General features: G+C 69.2%; 14 protein-coding genes. 5 read left to right on the forward strand and 9 right to left on the reverse strand.

All coding sequences use genetic code 11. The features are described from left to right. Nucleotides 1-72: 72 nt before the first annotated feature. Both SD37_RS04505 and SD37_RS04510 read right to left on the reverse strand, forming a co-directional pair. Nucleotides 73-1614, reverse strand: coding sequence for a glycerol-3-phosphate dehydrogenase/oxidase (locus tag SD37_RS04505; RefSeq protein ID WP_044853954.1), 1542 nt, complete (start codon nt 1612-1614; stop codon nt 73-75). Then, nucleotides 1611-2174 carry a TetR/AcrR family transcriptional regulator gene (locus SD37_RS04510; protein ID WP_044853955.1) on the reverse strand — a complete coding sequence of 188 codons (564 nt, stop codon included), beginning with the start codon at nt 2172-2174 and terminating at the stop codon, nt 1611-1613. Before SD37_RS04510 ends, SD37_RS04505 begins: the two co-directional genes overlap by 4 nt. A 97-nt stretch (nt 2175-2271) precedes the next feature. Here SD37_RS04510 and SD37_RS04515 point away from each other — a divergent pair, with 97 nt between their 5' ends. After that, nucleotides 2272-3891 (forward strand): FAD-binding oxidoreductase, encoded by a 1620-nt coding sequence (locus tag SD37_RS04515; RefSeq protein ID WP_083254873.1) that lies wholly within the window; start codon nt 2272-2274, stop codon nt 3889-3891. Here SD37_RS04515 and SD37_RS04520 read toward each other — a convergent pair. The 4 genes from SD37_RS04520 to SD37_RS04535 all read right to left on the reverse strand — a co-directional run bounded on the left by SD37_RS04520 (nt 3869) and on the right by SD37_RS04535 (nt 8834). Further along, on the reverse strand, nt 3869-4516 hold the full coding sequence (locus SD37_RS04520) for a gamma-glutamylcyclotransferase family protein (RefSeq protein WP_044853956.1): 648 nt from the start codon (nt 4514-4516) through the stop codon (nt 3869-3871). The genes SD37_RS04515 and SD37_RS04520 overlap by 23 nt on opposite strands. Beyond that, a complete protein-coding gene (locus SD37_RS04525; RefSeq protein ID WP_044853957.1) occupies nt 4510-5604 on the reverse strand; it encodes an S-(hydroxymethyl)mycothiol dehydrogenase in 1095 nt (364 codons plus the stop codon). The genes SD37_RS04520 and SD37_RS04525 overlap by 7 nt, the downstream gene beginning before the upstream one ends. Nucleotides 5605-5684: 80 nt before the next feature. Then, nucleotides 5685-6950: a peptidase C39 family protein gene (locus SD37_RS04530; RefSeq protein ID WP_044853958.1), complete on the reverse strand. Its 1266-nt coding sequence runs from the start codon at nt 6948-6950 to the stop codon at nt 5685-5687. Between the two features lie 153 nt (nt 6951-7103). Beyond that, nucleotides 7104-8834 (reverse strand): TIGR03767 family metallophosphoesterase, encoded by a 1731-nt coding sequence (locus SD37_RS04535; RefSeq protein ID WP_044853959.1) that lies wholly within the window; start codon nt 8832-8834, stop codon nt 7104-7106. Nucleotides 8835-9010: 176 nt separating this feature from the next. On the opposite strand from SD37_RS04535, the gene SD37_RS04540 reads away from it, so the two are divergent. The 3 genes from SD37_RS04540 (at nt 9011) to SD37_RS04550 (ending at nt 10881) form a co-directional block, all read left to right on the forward strand. Then, nucleotides 9011-9442 carry a hypothetical protein gene (locus SD37_RS04540; RefSeq protein WP_044853960.1) on the forward strand — a complete coding sequence of 144 codons (432 nt, stop codon included), beginning with the start codon at nt 9011-9013 and terminating at the stop codon, nt 9440-9442. A gap of 16 nt (nt 9443-9458) precedes the next feature. Next, nucleotides 9459-9854: a MerR family transcriptional regulator gene (locus tag SD37_RS04545; protein WP_044853961.1), complete on the forward strand. Its 396-nt coding sequence runs from the start codon at nt 9459-9461 to the stop codon at nt 9852-9854. A gap of 106 nt (nt 9855-9960) precedes the next feature. Then, a complete protein-coding gene (locus SD37_RS04550) occupies nt 9961-10881 on the forward strand; it encodes an NADP-dependent oxidoreductase (RefSeq protein ID WP_145926528.1) in 921 nt (306 codons plus the stop codon). A gap of 551 nt (nt 10882-11432) precedes the next feature. Here SD37_RS04550 and SD37_RS04555 read toward each other — a convergent pair. Next, a complete protein-coding gene (locus tag SD37_RS04555) occupies nt 11433-12692 on the reverse strand; it encodes an HNH endonuclease signature motif containing protein (protein WP_044853962.1) in 1260 nt (419 codons plus the stop codon). A gap of 130 nt (nt 12693-12822) precedes the next feature. After that, nucleotides 12823-13434: a TetR/AcrR family transcriptional regulator C-terminal domain-containing protein gene (locus tag SD37_RS04560; protein WP_044853963.1), complete on the reverse strand. Its 612-nt coding sequence runs from the start codon at nt 13432-13434 to the stop codon at nt 12823-12825. A gap of 58 nt (nt 13435-13492) precedes the next feature. Between SD37_RS04560 and SD37_RS04565 the strand changes: the two genes are divergently transcribed. Further along, nucleotides 13493-13948, forward strand: a complete 456-nt coding sequence (locus SD37_RS04565) for a hypothetical protein (protein WP_044853964.1) — start codon at nt 13493-13495, stop codon at nt 13946-13948. Here SD37_RS04565 and SD37_RS04570 read toward each other — a convergent pair. Beyond that, nucleotides 13917-15179 (reverse strand): sugar ABC transporter substrate-binding protein, encoded by a 1263-nt coding sequence (locus tag SD37_RS04570; RefSeq protein WP_044853965.1) that lies wholly within the window; start codon nt 15177-15179, stop codon nt 13917-13919. The two genes, SD37_RS04565 and SD37_RS04570, sit on opposite strands and share 32 nt — an antisense overlap. Nucleotides 15180-15181: the final 2 nt, after the last annotated feature.

Consider the following 15181-nt stretch of genomic DNA (forward strand, 5'->3'; position numbering starts at 1 on the left):
CGAGCGCAGTTAGCGGGCTAAACGCGACCGCAGTGACCCAGCCCGGCTCGCAGTTAGCGGGCTAAACGCGAGTCAGGCGAGGCCGGCGAGCGATTTGTCGACAAGTTCCTGGACGCGGGGCCGGGCGGCCTCGGTGTCCGCGGCGACCAGGCCGAGCCGGGTCCGGCGCTCCAGGACGTCCTCGGCGTCGAGGGCGCCTTCGTGCCGCACGGCCCAGACGACCTCGGCCGCGCTGATGTCGGTGTGCTCGGACACGGGCAGGCCCAGTTCCGGGTCGACCTCGCCGAGGGCCGCGATCCGGGGTGCCTCGGTGCCGTACTTCGCGACGAGCCGGGCCGGGGCATCCACAGTGGACAGACGACTCCGTGGCGCCGCGCCCAGCAGGGGAAGCCGGGACGTGGTCGACGGTCCGGCGTGGAGCCCGGACCGCTTCAACGCGGCGTCGACGGCGTCCTCGGCCATCTTCCGGTAGGTCGTCAGCTTGCCGCCGACGATGGTGAGCACGCCGTCGGCGCCGGTCACCACCGCGTGCTTGCGCGAGAGATCCGCGCTGCGCCCGCCGTCGCCTTCGACCAGCGGCCGCAGCCCGGCGAACGAACCGGCGACGTCGGCGCGGGTCAGCGGGCGGGTGAACGCCGTCGACGCCACTTCGAGCAGGAAGTCCACATCGGACTCCGGCACGGACGGCACCCGCGGGATCGGGCCGTCGGTCGGTTCGTCGGTGACGCCGACGAAGACGCGGCCATCCGGTTGCGGCAGCAGGAAGACGAACCGGTTGTTCTCGCCGGGGACCGGTACGTTGACCGACGTCGCGCCGATCGCCGCCGCCCCCGAAGCCAGGATGAGATGGGAACCACGGGACGGCCGCAGCCGCACCGACTCCGCCAGCTCACCGGCCCAGACGCCGGTCGCGTTGATCACCTGACCGGCGTGGATCTCCACTTCCCGGCCGGTGAGCCGGTCCCTGGCCAGCACCGAACCGGCCTCGAGCCGCACTGCTTCGACCCTCGTCAGGATCTTCGCGCCGCGCGACGCCGCCGTGCGGGCGAGGCTCACCACGAGCCGCGCGTCGTCGGTCAGCGCGCCGTCGTAGGCGAGCAGCGCGCCGCGAAGGCCTTGGGGCGACAGGCCGGGGGCGAGCGCGAGCGCCTCCGCGGCCGGGATCGACCGCGGCCTCGGCAGCACCGACGCGGGGGTCCCGGCCGCGCGACGGAGCCCGTCGCCGGCCACCAGGCCGGTCATGATGAACGCCTGCTGGCCGCGGGAGGTCTTGCGGTACATGGGGAACAGCTGCGGGATCGCCCGGGTGAGATGCGGCGCGGTGCGGGTCATCAGTATCCCGCGCTCGACGGCGCTTTCGTGCGCCAGCGCCAGGTCGCCCTTGGCGAGGTAGCGAAGTCCACCGTGGACCAGCTTGCTCGACCATCGCGACGTCCCGTACGCCAGGTCGTACGCCTCGATCAGGGCCACCGAGAGCCCGCGTGCGGCCGCGTCCAGCGCGATCCCCGCGCCGGTGACGCCGCCGCCCACCACCACCAGGTCGACCCGCTCCCCGCCGGCCAGTGCCGCGAGTTCCCGCTCGCGGCGGCGGGCGTTGAGCGAGCCCGGCTTCACGGCCGGAGCGCCGCGTCGAGCACGTGGGCGAATTCCGTCATCAGGGCGTTCTCGTTCACGTCCGCGGTGGCGGGGCGCAGCGAGAACGCGAAGGACTGGATGAGCAGCAACAGGGTGCGTGCCTGCGACGGCAGGTCGCCCTTGCGGATCGAACCGTCTTCGTGGCCGGACTTGAGCAGGTGCAGGATCACGCCCTCGGCGAAACGCTGGGTCTTGCCGAGCCGCTCGACGATGTAGGGCAGGACGAGTTCGGGATCGAGGTCCAGCAGCGTGCGGAACAGCGGGTCGCCCGACAGCGCGGCGACGGCGGCCGTCGAACTGCGCACCAGCTGCTCACGGAAGTGGGCCGGTTCGGCGCCCGGTTCGGCGGCGCCTTGCAGCAGGCCGCCGAACTCGCGGGTCATGAGGGTCGCGAGCACACTGCGGACGTCCGGGAACCGGCGGTAGACGGTCATCCGGCTGACCTTCGCGGTCCGCGCGATCTCCGCGAGCGTGGTCCGCCTCACGCCGACGGCGAGCACGCACTTCTTCGCCGCGTCGAGCAGAACGTCGTCGGACACGCGTGTCGAGGCCTGGCGGGATCGAGTGTCCGCCAGTGCCGAAACGCCTGTTTCCGCAGGTGAGTGACGTTTTACGTCCATATGTAACACTGTAGTCGTGACGGAGCCTATTGACCACCGGTTAAGACGATCCTGGACGCCTGAAGCCGGTGACGCGGCACACCTTCCGGCGAAGGCGCTGAGATGGCTCGTCCAGCGTATCGGCCCGTTGGCCCCGGTGGCACCGATAGCGCCGGATTCGGTCTCGTCCGTTCCCGAATCGGCGCTGCCGGAACAGTCGAAACGAGACCTCGAAGAAGTCGTCGGTACCGAACATGTCCTGCTGTCACCGGGGTCGAGGCTCGCCCGCGCGAGCGGTATGTCCTATCTGGACCTGGTGCGGCGCCGGGGCTTCGGTGATTTTCCGGTGCCGGACGCCGTCGTCCTGCCGGGAGATCCCGCCGAAGCCCAGTCGATAGTGGAAATCTGCGCGCGGCACGACGTCGGCGTCGTCCCGTTCGGCGGCGGGACGTCGGTGGTCGGCGGCGTTTCGGCGCTGCGCGGGGACAAGGCCGCGGTCATCGCACTCGACCTCGCCAGGCTCGGCGACCTGGTCTCCGTCGACCCCGAGTCCCGGATCGCGGTCCTGCAGGCGGGCGTCACCGGCCCGGCGGCCGATCGGCTGCTCGCCGCGCACGGCTTCACCCTCGGGCACGTGCCCCAGTCCTACGAACGCGCCACCATCGGCGGATACGCCGCGACCCGGTCCGCCGGGCAGGCCTCGTCGGGCTACGGCCGGTTCGAGGACATGGTCTCGGGCGTCCGGCTCGCCACCCCGCGCGGCGAATGGAAACTCGGCGTCGCGCCCGCGTCGGCCGCCGGACCCGACCTGCGGCAGCTCGCCGTCGGCAGTGAGGGCACGCTCGGCGTGATCACCGAGGTCGCCCTCCGTGTCCGCCCGGTGCCGGAAGTACGCCGGTACGAGGGTTACGTCCTCGACGGCTGGGAGAACGGCACCGCCGCCGTCCGCGAACTCGCCCAGCGGCACGCGCTCGCGGACGTCACCCGGCTGTCCGATGTGGACGAAACCGAGGTTTCACTGGCGCTCAACGACAGCTGGAAGACCAAGGCGCTGCGCCGGTACCTGAGGGCGCGGGGGATCGCCAAGCCCTGCCTGCTCATCGTCGGCTGGGAGGGCGCGACGAAACGCGAGGTCGCGCGGCGCCGTCAGGACACCACCCGAGTGCTGGAGCCGTTTGGTGCAGTCCGGATCGGGCGGACCCTCGGTGAATCCTGGCGCCGTGGCCGGTTCTCCGGGCCGCGTCAGCGGGATGCGTTGCTGGACAACGGCGTCTGCGTCGAGACCCTGGAGACGGCCGCGTACTGGGGCGAATTGAACGACCTGCGCGACGCAGTGCGCGCCGCGCTCACCGCCACGCTCGGCCGGGCGATCATCATGTGCCACGTCTCGCACGCCTACGAAACGGGCGCGTCACTGTATTTCACCGTCCTCACCGCACGCGACGAGACCGATCCGATCGGACAGTGGCGGCGGGCCAAGGCGGCGGCGTCGGAGGCGATCACCGGGATCGGCACCATTTCGCACCACCACGCCGTCGGCGTCGACCACGCGCCCTATCTGGCGGCGGAGATCGGCGACATCGGCGTCGAGGTGTTGCGGGCGGCGAAGAAGGCCGTCGATCCGACGGGGATCCTCAATCCCGGGAAGCTTCTCTGACCAGGGTCCCGGCGTCGACCAGCGTGCAGTCCAGGCCGTGCGTCTCGGCGGGGATCCCCTGCAGGGCCGCCGCCCGGCGCTGTTCGAGATCGGCGACGCGGATATGCCTGCCGTCCACGAGGATCGGCAGGCGGATGTCCGCGGCGCCGACGTACGCCACGACGTCGTCGAGCACGGTGCCGTCGTCGAGCGTGATGGCGGGCGCTGTCAGCCGCACCAGACGGTAGCGCCTGCCGTTGCCCTCGCAGTGGTCGAGGACGGCGAGCTGCTCGGGCGTCGCGAACCAGACGGCGTGCTCCTCGACGACACCCGGGGCCGCGGCGAGGGTGGCGGGCCGCTGCCCGTCCCGGAACCGCAGCCCGGACGCCCAGACCGCGGCGAGGTCGGTGCAGCGCGCGTGGCAGACGACGACCGGGCCGGTCAGCCCCATGTTCTCCCGCAACCAGGTGATCTTGGACGGGCAGGCGTTCGAGCCGTAGGCGAGCACGGCCTGGCGTTCGCGCCAGCCCTCCGGCGCGGTGTCGAGGCTGTGGCCGGCGCCGTCGAAGTGGACGAACGAATGCCCGGGTCGCGCTCCCGGATACGGGTCGGCCGGGAAATCGGCGTCGGTGAAAAGCTTCACCACGTCACCACGCTGCGCAGGACGTCCCCGTGACGCATGCGTTCGAAGGCCTTTTCGACGCCGTCGAGCGCGATCCGTTCGGTGACGAATTTGTCCAGCGGAAGCCTGCCCTGGAGGTAGAGGTCGATCAGCATCGGGAAATCGCGTGAGGGCAGGCAGTCGCCGTACCACGACGACTTGAGCGAGCCACCGCGCGAGAAGAAGTCGATCAGCGGCAGATCCAGCCGCATGTCCGGGGTGGGGACGCCGACGAGCACGACGGTGCCGGCCAGATCGCGGCCGTAGAACGCCTGCCGCCAGGTTTCCGGCCTGCCGACCGCGTCGATCACGACGTCCGCGCCGAAGGAATCGGTGAACTCCTGGATCGCCTCGACGACCTGGTCTTCGCTGAGCCCCTTGCTGTTCAGTGTGTGCGTGGCGCCGAACTCCTTGGCCCAGGCCAGTTTCCGGTCGTCGGTGTCGATGGCGACGATGGTCTTCGCGCCGGCCAGGTTCGCCCCGGCGATGGCCGCGTCACCGACACCGCCGCAGCCGATGACCGCGACGGTGTCGCCGCGGCCCACCGCACCGGTGTTGAGTGCCGCGCCGAGACCGGCCATCACCCCGCAGCCGAGCAGCCCGGCGACGGCGGGTTCGGCGGCTGGGTCGACCTTCGTGCACTGTCCACTGTGGACGAGCGTCTTCTCGAGAAACGCGCCGACGCCGAGCGCGGGCGACAGGGCGGTGCCGTCGGCCAGCGTCATCGGCTGGGCGGCGTTGAACGTCGAGAAGCAGTACCACGGCCTGCCCCGGCGGCAGGCCCGGCAGGTGCCGCAGACCGCGCGCCAGTTCAGGATCACGTAATCGCCGGGTTCGAGGTCCGTGACGCCCTCGCCGACGGCCTCCACGAAGCCCGCCGCCTCGTGGCCGAGCAGGAACGGGAACGCGTCGTTGATCCCGCCCTCGCGGTAGTGCAGGTCGGTATGACAGACACCGCACGCCTTGACCGAGACGACGGCCTCGCCGGGCCCGGGATCGGGCACGATCACGGACTCCAGCGAGACCGGTTCACCCTTGGCGCGGGAAACGACGCCTTGGACCTCGTACGGCATGCCCACCTCCGAGTAGTCGACTCCGTAGCCTGCCACGTGGCAGGCCCCGATCGCGACATCCGCTCGGGTGGGGAATCGTTTCAGTGCCCAGGCGTGATGATGTAAGCGACCCCGCCGGGGCCGCCGGAGACGCCGCCATTCGTGTTGTACCGCTTGGTACGCTGCCAGATCGTTTCGAACTGGTGTCGCTTGTAGACATTTCGGACCCGGTCGTTGCTGCTCGCGGCCGGGTCGTTCGCGATCACGTCACCGTCCTTCGTGAAGCCGACGACGACCATGATGTGACCGGCGGTGCCGTACCCCGCGCCGTCGAGTTCCTCCGCCTTGAACGACTGCGACGTGATCACCGGAATGCCGCGGGCGATGTAGTTTTCGAGTTCGTTCAAGGAGTGCAAACGGGTGATGTGCCCACGCAGTCCGAGTGACGCGGCGTACGCGGTGTTGAACGGCCAGTTGCCGGTTCCGTCGTAGGCGTAGTCGAAGGTGTGGCGGGCGGCGTACGCGACGGTCGGATCGACGTAACCCTCCGGGATCCACGTCATGTCCTCGCGCTTGGGCCGTTTGCCCCAGTACTCGGCCACCATTTCGGTGGACGTCGGGCTGCACCAGTTCTCCCCGCCGCCGCCGTATTCGGGGAACTGTCCTTTGTGGAGGTTCTGGGCGTAGGCCGGCACCTTGAGTTCGATACCGGTGGCGCGGCCCGGTTTCGTCGCCTTGACCTCGAACCGGTCCGGGACCAGCGACGTCATCGCGCCGACCGAGGTCACCGACGGCGTGGCACGGGACCCGGCCTCGCGGTACAGGCTGATCCGCAGCTGATACGACCGGAGCGCGACGCCCGCCTTCATGACCAACGTGTCCACGTCGACGGCCGCGTTGGCGTCGCTCTGGCCGTCGACGCTGGTGCGCTTGATGTCGCCGTCACCACTGGCCCAGCGGCCCATGACGTACCAGGTGGTTTCGGCGCCGGTCGCGGTGCGGCCCTTCGCCTCGATCTTGAGCCAGGTCTTGGCCGGTGTCCTCGCGTTCCACGAGGCGACCAGTTGCGAGGCGTCGAAACCCTGCGTGTGACTGTTCGACGTCCATTGGCCGTATTCGTAGGTCTTCGTGGTGCCGAGCGTGGGTTCGGTGTGCTCGATGGTGCCGATCGGGCGGTCGATGCGCAGCGCGCCGTGGTCGAGGCCGAGCCCTTCCAGCCTGCCGTCGCGGAAACCGTGGTGACCGGCCCATTCGTGGTAGTCGATCGCTTCGTCGTCCGAGTGGCCGGGGCCCGCCTCCGCCGACTGTGCCGTCACCGCGGTCAGTGTCGCGATCGTCAGCAATGTCAGCAGCCCTCGTACGCGCATCACGACTCCATCCCTCGTGTCCACCCAGTAGGGAAGGGATTTTCGTCGCTCACGCACGCTATGTAAATACTCGCCCGCAAGACGTATGCGTTTCGTCCTCTGGATGCGGTGGTTGCGTGCGCAAGGACCGCGTCCAGAGGACGAAACGCGGGATCAGGCGAGCGGGTGGGGCAGCAGGAGTTCCGTGTTCTGGTCCTGGGCGGTGCCGACGGCGCCCAGTGAAGCGTGGATGTCGTTGTACGAGAACTCCCGGTACAGCGACGCAAGCGCTTGCGGCGAAGTGTCCGAGTACGACGCCTCATACGGCGCTTCGGCCTCGATCAGCGTCGTGAACAGGGACAACGTGCCGTCGGCGTTGTCGGCGACCTCGATGATCCGCGCGTGTTGCGGGAAGTCGATATGCGAGGCCGTGTTGATCTCCCAGAAGCCCTGCTTCGCCGTCTTGCCGGGGTGCGGCGTGATCTTGTTGTGGTGCGTGTGGCCGTTCACCCACGCCAGCACGTTCGGGAACCGGTTGAGCAGCGAGACGAACGTGTCGCCGTTGAGCCGCGGCTCCAGCGGATGCCGCGCGTCCGGCAGCACGTTGCCCATCGTTCCGCTGGTGTGGTGGCTGAACAGGATGAAGAGCTCGTCCGTCACGTTCTGCGTGACCTTGCGCCCGAAGAAGTCGTAGTACGTCGAGCTGCTGCGCTTGAGCGTGTTCTCCACCCAGGTGAACTGCCCGAGGCCGATCGAGCCGTCGGCCAGCCCGGCCATCGTCGTGGTGTCCAGGCTGATGCCGACGACACCCGGCGCGATCCGGAAGGTGTAGTAGACGTTCCGGCCGTCGGCGTTGTTGTCGCTGAACCCGTGACCCACCGGACCGGGGCCGGTGTTGGCCGCGTCGAGGTGGTGCTGCACGAACTCCGCGGTGCTGAACGGCCGCCGCCGCGCGTCCGGGGTGATCTCGCGGATCGTCCCCGATCCGCCGAACAGCTCCGTGATCGGCACACCGGAGCCGGAGTTGATGGCGTTGGCGAGTTTTCGCGACGTCGTCTCGTCCTTGCCGATCACCTTGAACCGGCCGGTGTACCAGGCGTCCATCCCGGGCAGATCCGGGAGCGAGCCGACGATGCTGTCGTCGTGGTTGCCGAAGGTGCAGAACCACGGGACGTCGAGACCGGGCGAGGTGAAGGTGCTCGACGCCGCGCCGAGCAGGCCGGGCAGCTGCGGGAAACCCTTCTTCGTGTACTCGTCGTCCAGCGTCTTTCCGGGGTTCCAGTAGTGCGAGGATCCGGAGGTCTGCACGCCTTCGTGCGTGTCCGGGTCGCCCGAGGCCGGGGTCACCGTGCCGCCGTTGAGCACCTTGAGGAACCACTCCAGCTCGATCAGCTCGTGGTTGTCGGTGTTGTCGCCGGTGGTCACCATGAAGTCGATCGCGCGGCCGGTGAACGGCCCGGTCTTCAGGCTGTTCACCCGTTCGACGAGCGCCGTCGTCGCGACCGGCCCGAGCGTCTCCTGGGGCCGGTGCGCCGAACCGATGAACGGGTGCAGGTACTCGAACCGCGCCGGGCTTTCCGCGTCGGTGAAGTGCAGGTCGGTGAACTGCGCGAACGAGGCCAGCGCGCGGCGGCGGTCGTCGCGGCCGGACTTCGGCGCGGCGAGATCGCCGCGGACCACGAGCGGCCAGCCGGGGCCCGCGGTCAGCCGGGTGTAGCCCGGACCGGCTTTCACCGGTGCCGCGGCGGATTCCAGTGTGGTGCCCGCGGTGCGCACCGCGCGGCCGGTGGTGAGGGCCAGCGCCCGGTCGAGCGCGTTGGCGGTCGGTGTGCACAGCAGCAGGCCGACGCCGGCGGCGCCCGCCGCGGTGAAGGTGCGCCTGGAGACCGTGGAGCCTTCGGACATGGCGGTGCCCCTAGTCGTCGCGGGTGAGTGTCGCGGAAGGACGATGCCGGACGAGGTTAGCCGTGGGGTGAACGGCAGAAAAGGGTAATGCGAAAATTTGTCACGTTCGGCCGAATACCAAAGATCCCCCATCCGGCTCGCTACGCTGGCCGCTTGGCGAGCGAGGAGGTGGCCCGGTGGGTGCTTCGGTTTGGTCGGTCCGCGGCCGGTTCGACGGTGACCCGGAAGCGGCTCTGGAGGCGATGAAGGCACGGGCTTTCGCGGAGGGTGACTACCTCTGGGAAGAGGACGAACTCGGCCGCCCGGATTCGCTCGAAGAGCTGTACGAAACCGAGAGCGTCCAGGAGTCCGGGACTCATTCGGTGCTCGACGTCCACGAGTTCATCAGCGCGACGGGCGAAGACGACTTCGGCACGATCCGGCCCTTGACCGACGCCGAGCTCCTCGCCGCCTTCGGTACCGAGGAGCCCTCCGTCGCCCTCTTCGACGAACTCGACAAGGCGGGACGACTGCCGTACGAACGCCCGCGCTGGAGCGCGCACTGCGCGCTGCTCTACGAGGACGATGTCGCCGTCGAGCTGGCGATCTGGGGCTATTCGGGGGACTGACCGTAGGCTCTGAGGAATGCGGATCGGCGAGCTGTCCAAGCGTACGGGCGTGAGTTCGCGCTCCCTGCGGTACTACGAAGAGCAGGGCCTGCTGACCAGCTCACGCTCCGAGGCCGGGCAGCGGCACTATTCCGATGCCGCGGTCCAGCGCGTGTCGCTCATCCGGCAGCTGTTCGACGCGGGTATGTCCAGCCGGGTGATCGCGACCGTGCTGCCGTGTGTGGACATCCCCGGTGACCTGGGCGTCGCCGAGGAAACGTTCACGGCGATGACGCGTGAGCGCGACCGGATCGACGCCGACATCGCGCACCTGATCGAGACCCGGGCCGCGCTCGACGTGTTGATCGCGGCCAACAGCCGCCACCGGGCGAAGCTGTCCGCCGCCCCGGAACCGGCGACCCGGTCGGCCTGATGCTGTGACCCGCACCTCAGCCGCTTGCCTCTCACGTCGATGTCAGCGGTGAGGATGGCGACAGCGCCCGGAAGTACCGGGCCGGTCATCCGGGAGGCGGCGGAAAATGGGACAGGCGTGGGGTTTCGGCAGGTATGGCGGGCCCGAGGTGCAGGAGTTCTTCGAACGTCCCGATCCCGTCCCCGGTCGCGGCGAGGTGCTGATCCGGGTCACCGTGGCCGGCGTGAATCCCCTCGACCACGCGGTGCGCTCGGGTCTGGTCCCCGGGCTCGACGGCGGGCGTCCGTTCCCCCGCGTGCTGGGCATGGAGGCAGCCGGAATCGTGCTCGCCTTGGGCGAGGACGTCGACGGACTCGAAGTGGGTGACGCCGTCTTCGGCTTCGCCCTCACCGGTGGCGGCACCTACGCCGAGACGACGGTGCTGTCCGCGCCGAACACCGCGCGCGTGCCCGCGGGTCTGTCCGCGACCGTGGCGGCAACGCTGCCGGTGGCCGGGACGACCGCGGTGGACGTGCTCGACCAGCTCGGCCTTCCGGCCGGTGCCACGGTCCTGGTCAACGGGGTCGGGGGCGGGGTCGGCCTCGCCGTCGCCCGGCTGGCCACCGGACGCGAGCTGCGGGTGATCGGCACCGGGAGTACCGCCAAACGCGAGCACGCCGAGGCCATCGGGGTGCGGTTCATCGACTACACCGCCGAAGACGTCGTCGCCGCGGCACGCGAGTTGGTCCCGGACGGCTTCGACGGGATCGTCGATCTGGTCGGAGGCGCCTCGCTGCGGACGGTGGTTCCGCTGGCGCGGGATCCCCGCGACGTCGTCGCCGTGGGTGATATGTCTGTGCACGATCTCGGTGGGCGTTTCGTCGAGCGTCGGCTCGACCGGGAGAACCTGGAGCGGTCCGCCCGGCTGGCCCTCGACGGCCTCGCACCGGTGATCACCGCGGTTTACCCGCTCTCCGACGCCCTGGCCGCCCTTGCCGTCGTCGAGAACGGTCACACCTCGGGCAAGGTCGTCATCAAGGTGGCGTGAGAGATGGCCGCCGCTTGACGCCGTCGACCGTCCATTGCGGACGGACGATGCCGCCGCGATCACGTCCGCGTTCCCTGGGGTCGGGCTCAGGTGGCGGCCTTGAGAGTGATGCGGGTGTGGTCGTGGATGTCGGCCAGGTCGCGAGGCGGGCGGCGTTGGCGCGGAGCCGATCGCCGATTGGTTGGCGGCGACGGTGGCGCGCTCGTCGAGGAAGCCAGTGCGTTCGCACGATGCGGTCTTCCTGCCTTGACGAGCCGAGTGAGCCTTGGGCATGCCGAGGGGCCCGTCGCCGGTGTGGCTGGCGCGGGCTCCTCGGGGTGGGGCAGGGTCAGGCGGCGGCGCGGTGGAGGGTGTTGCGCCGGGTTCTTCGGAGCGGGTCCAGATACTGGGGCGGGATGAACTCCGGGAGGCCGTCGGCTGCCATGCGGACGTCCCACTCGCCGGTGTTCAGGGGTTGTCGTTGGGCTGGGTGGCGAGCCGAGTGAGCCTTGGGCATGGCGAGGGGCCCGTCGCCGGTGTGGCTGGCGCGGGCTCCTCGGGGTGGGGCAGGGTCAGGCGGCGGCGCGGTGGAGGGTGTTGCGCCGGGTTCTTCGGAGCGGGTCCAGATACTGCGGTGGGATGAACTCCGGGAGCCCATCGGCGGCCATGCGGACTTCCCAATCCCCGTGATGGATCAGCCGGTGGTGGAAGCCGCACAGCAGGGTCAGGTTCCGCAGGTCAGTAGGTCCGCCGTCTGCCCAGTGCTCAATGTGGTGGGCGTGGCAGTTCTTCGGCCGCCGATGACAACCCGGGAACGCGCAGCCCCCGTCCCGGATGTTCAACGCCCGTCGCTGGCCTGGGGTGACGAACCGTCTCAGCCGTCCCACGTCCAGCGGTTCTCCGGCGGCGTTCAACACGACCGGCAGCATCAGGCAGTCGCAGGCCGCCATCCGGGCGTCCCGGGCGGTCATCGTCCCGACGTAGTCCACACAGGCGGTCCCAAGACCGGTCTTCAGCTCGTCCAGGCCGATGGTGACGTGCACCAGCGTCCGGTAGCCGGAGGTGCCGGGTTGGTCGGGGCAGGCGATCGCGAGGTCGACCAGGTCCACCCACGCGTCGCCGAGGCGTTCGGGTCTGGTGCGCAGATCGGCTTGGCCGAATTCGTCGACCGGCCGTGGCGCGGCGTGGGCCTCGAGGGCGGCGGCGGTGCGGGCACCTGCTTCGTCGTCGAGGAGGCCCTTCAGTTTCCAGAACCCGTCTTTGCGGCGCTCCAGAGTGAGTTCCCGACGGGGTTGCTTGGGCTCGGGCTCTTTCGGCTCAGCACCATCGGGGTCGAGCCAGCCGAGGATGTTCTGCTCGGCTTCCGTCAGCTGCCGTGGACCCGCGTGCCGCGCCAGCTCAGCCAGGGTCCTCTCCGCGCTCTCCCGGTCCTCTGCTGACGTATCGAGCGGCAGGCTGGCCAGGAAGTCCAGAATCTGCTGGATCCGTTCGTCCCCGACCGCCCCCTCCGCAGCCGCAGCCGCAGTCGCGGGCGCCAAGGGCGGAAGCTCGGTCCCATCCAAACCACGCGTGGGATTCAGCGCGATCGCCCGATTCACCACCGGACGCGCTTCACCGAAGGAAAGCCCGGCCACATCAGCGAACCATGTGGCCGTCGATCCGTACCCGTACAAGTCTTTCGCGCCACGAGACTCGATCTCCGCCAGATACCGCCCCAGCCCGGCGGTAGCGACTCTGATCACCTGCAGGAACTGTTGCACGCCATGGGCAAGCTCCAGCTTGCCAGCGCGCCACAACTCCTGCGGCAACTCGGGAAGGATCGTCTCGGACACACCTCCATAGTACCGAATAGATCGAACGCATGTTCGTAATCAACAATGAAATGGAGAATTTACCGCCAAAGGGTGATGCATGGCTGAGTCTTATTCATCCTGGGGTTCATAACCAGGTGGTCCGCGTCGTTCACCCTCGACGCCGGAGCCGGGCCTCCAGTCCGTCGAGGATCACCTCGACGCCGAGTTCGAACAGATCCTCGCCGCTCTGCTTCGCGAAAGCCGGGCCGAGCCTGTTCACGTGGGGATAAGCCGCGAGTCGTGCGAGGAACCCTTCGTCCGGCTTCCGGGCGGGGAGCGATTCCACCGAAGCGAGGACGTGTGCCGTGAGCAGGCGCGAAATTCCCGCCGTGTCCGCCTCCGAGAACCCCGCCTCCAGCAGGATCCGTGCCGTCGTTTCGATGTGACCGAGCCGGTGCGGGCCGGTCGGCGGACGCTCTCGCAGCAGGGCGGCCGCGTCGCGGTGACTCAGGAGCAGGGCGCGGAACTGGCGGAGTCCGCTCGCCAGCTGTTCGCGCCACGGCAGCGTTTCGTCGATTTCGAAGGCGTCGGCGCAGATGGCTTCGGCGACGAGATCCAGTAGTTCCGCCTTGTCCTTGACGTGCCAGTACAACGTCGGTGAGCTGACGCCGAGTTTCGCGGCGAGCTTCCGGGTGCTCAGCTCGGCGAGGCCGGTTTCGTCGAGCAGTTCGACGGCCGCCTCGGTGATCCGGGTCTTCTCCAGGGAGCCTTTGCGTGCCACGCGGCGACTCTATCAGTGATAGATTTATCTCTATCACTGATAGAGAACGGGGGAAGTGATGCGCTGGACTCCGAAGATCCGCCTGGTCACGGTGCTCTTGTCGGTCGTGTTCGTGCTCGGGACGGCGCTGCAGAACTTCGTCGTCATCGATCTGGACCTGATCGAGCGGAGTATGCGGCTCAAGGGCGTGCCCACCGAGGACGCGCCCGCCTATCTCGCCGCGTTACGGCTGGTGGGGAACATCTTCATCGCCGGCAACGCGCTCGGGTTGCTGGTCTGGTTCCGGTGGCGATGGTTGTTCTGGCCGGTGCTCGCGGTCAGCGCCGCCCAGGCGTGCGGCGTGGTCATCGTGCCGTTCGAGGTGCACCGGGCGGCGTTCGCCGAACACGGGTGGCCGGGCCTACTGCCGTCGCTGGTCACCGATGGCGGCGCGGTGATCCTGGTGATCGTGCTGGTCGTCGCCTACGTCCGTTCGCGACGGCTCACGCGGACAGGCGACCCAGTTCGGCTTTGACGGCTTCGACCGCGGCCTTCGTCTCGGCCACCGGGTCCGCACCGTCGCGGGCGATGCGGCCCAGCGCGTCGACGAGCGCGGTGTTCGCCGCCGGTGTCCACAGTGGACCGGCGGCGCGGCCGTTCTCCTTGACCAGCCGGGCGGCGTCGTTCGCCGGGGTGAGCTTGTCGAGCACGCTCAGCCGTGCGGGCAGATGAGGGCCGAACTTCGTGGCGAACTCCTGCTGGAAATCGGTCCGCTCCAGCCATAGCCATCGGACGAAGTCCTTGGCGGCGTTGGGGTTCAGGCTCTTCGCGTTGACCATCGCGCTCAAGCAGCCGACCGGGACCGAAGGCGCGCCCGCCGCGTCGAGCCGGGGGAAGGGCAAGATGCCGAGATCGTCCTTCATCGTGTCCTGGATCTTCGGCAGATTCCCCAGCCAGGTCCACTGCATCGCGACGAGTCCGTCGATGAACGGGATCGGATCCGCCCAGTCGGCCGGGGCGCCCAGCAGCAGCGAACCGTTGAGGTCACGGAGTTTCGCGAACGCCGTCGCGGCGCGCGGATCGTCGAAACCGACGGATTTGCCGTCCTTGACGTAATCGAGGCCCGCGGCCCACAGCAACGGGCCGGCGAGTGCCGCCGCTCCCGCGTCGTTGCCGGCGAACAGGCCTTTGACGCCGTCCTTGGACAGTTTCCGCGCCGCGTCGACGAGTTCGTCGAGCGTCTGCGGCGGCTGCACCCCGGCTTCCTGCAGGAAACTCTTGCGGTAGAAGAGAACCTGGGTGTCGAGTGCCTGCGGGATCCCGTATGTCTTGCCGTCGACGGTCTGCGCCGCGAGTACCGAGGGGGCGAAATCGCCGCGCACCGGCCCGAGGACGTCGTCGAGCGGGACGAGGAGGTTCTGCCGGACGCGGTCGAGGGTGACCCGTCCTTCGAAGACGTCCGGCACCGGGCCCGCTTGAAGCGCGGCACCGAGTTTCGTCTCGTAGTCGTCGGCATTCCACTGCACCGCGACCTTGGCCTTCTGATACGCGGCCGCGTACCGCGTGACGGCTTCCTGGACACCGGGCTCGGGATACGGGTGGTACCACTGCGAGAGGTCCACCGGTTTCGGTTTCGGCCGCGTCGCGGCGGCGGAGTAGGCCGTGGAAGGCGGTGGTTTTCCCGATTGGACGGTGTTGGACCCGCAGGCGGAGAGCGCGGTCGTCCCCGCCAGCGCCAGGAACGCGCGCCTGCTTGTCTTACGCACCA

This window comes from Amycolatopsis orientalis, from assembly GCF_000943515.2.
Classification (GTDB): Bacteria; Actinomycetota; Actinomycetes; order Mycobacteriales; family Pseudonocardiaceae; genus Amycolatopsis; species Amycolatopsis orientalis.

Bases quoted from the DNA above. Each gene is read 5' to 3' on its own strand.
- SD37_RS04525 (WP_044853957.1), bottom strand. From the start codon at position 5,604: ATGCCGTACGAGGTCCAAGGCGTCGTTTCCCGCGCCAAGGGTGAACCG.
- SD37_RS04530 (WP_044853958.1), bottom strand. From the start codon at position 6,950: ATGCGCGTACGAGGGCTGCTGACATTGCTGACGATCGCGACACTGACC.
- SD37_RS04535 (WP_044853959.1), bottom strand. From the start codon at position 8,834: ATGTCCGAAGGCTCCACGGTCTCCAGGCGCACCTTCACCGCGGCGGGC.
- SD37_RS04545 (WP_044853961.1), top strand. From the start codon at position 9,459: ATGCGGATCGGCGAGCTGTCCAAGCGTACGGGCGTGAGTTCGCGCTCC.
- SD37_RS04550 (WP_145926528.1), top strand. From the start codon at position 9,961: ATGGGACAGGCGTGGGGTTTCGGCAGGTATGGCGGGCCCGAGGTGCAG.
- SD37_RS04565 (WP_044853964.1), top strand. From the start codon at position 13,493: ATGCGCTGGACTCCGAAGATCCGCCTGGTCACGGTGCTCTTGTCGGTC.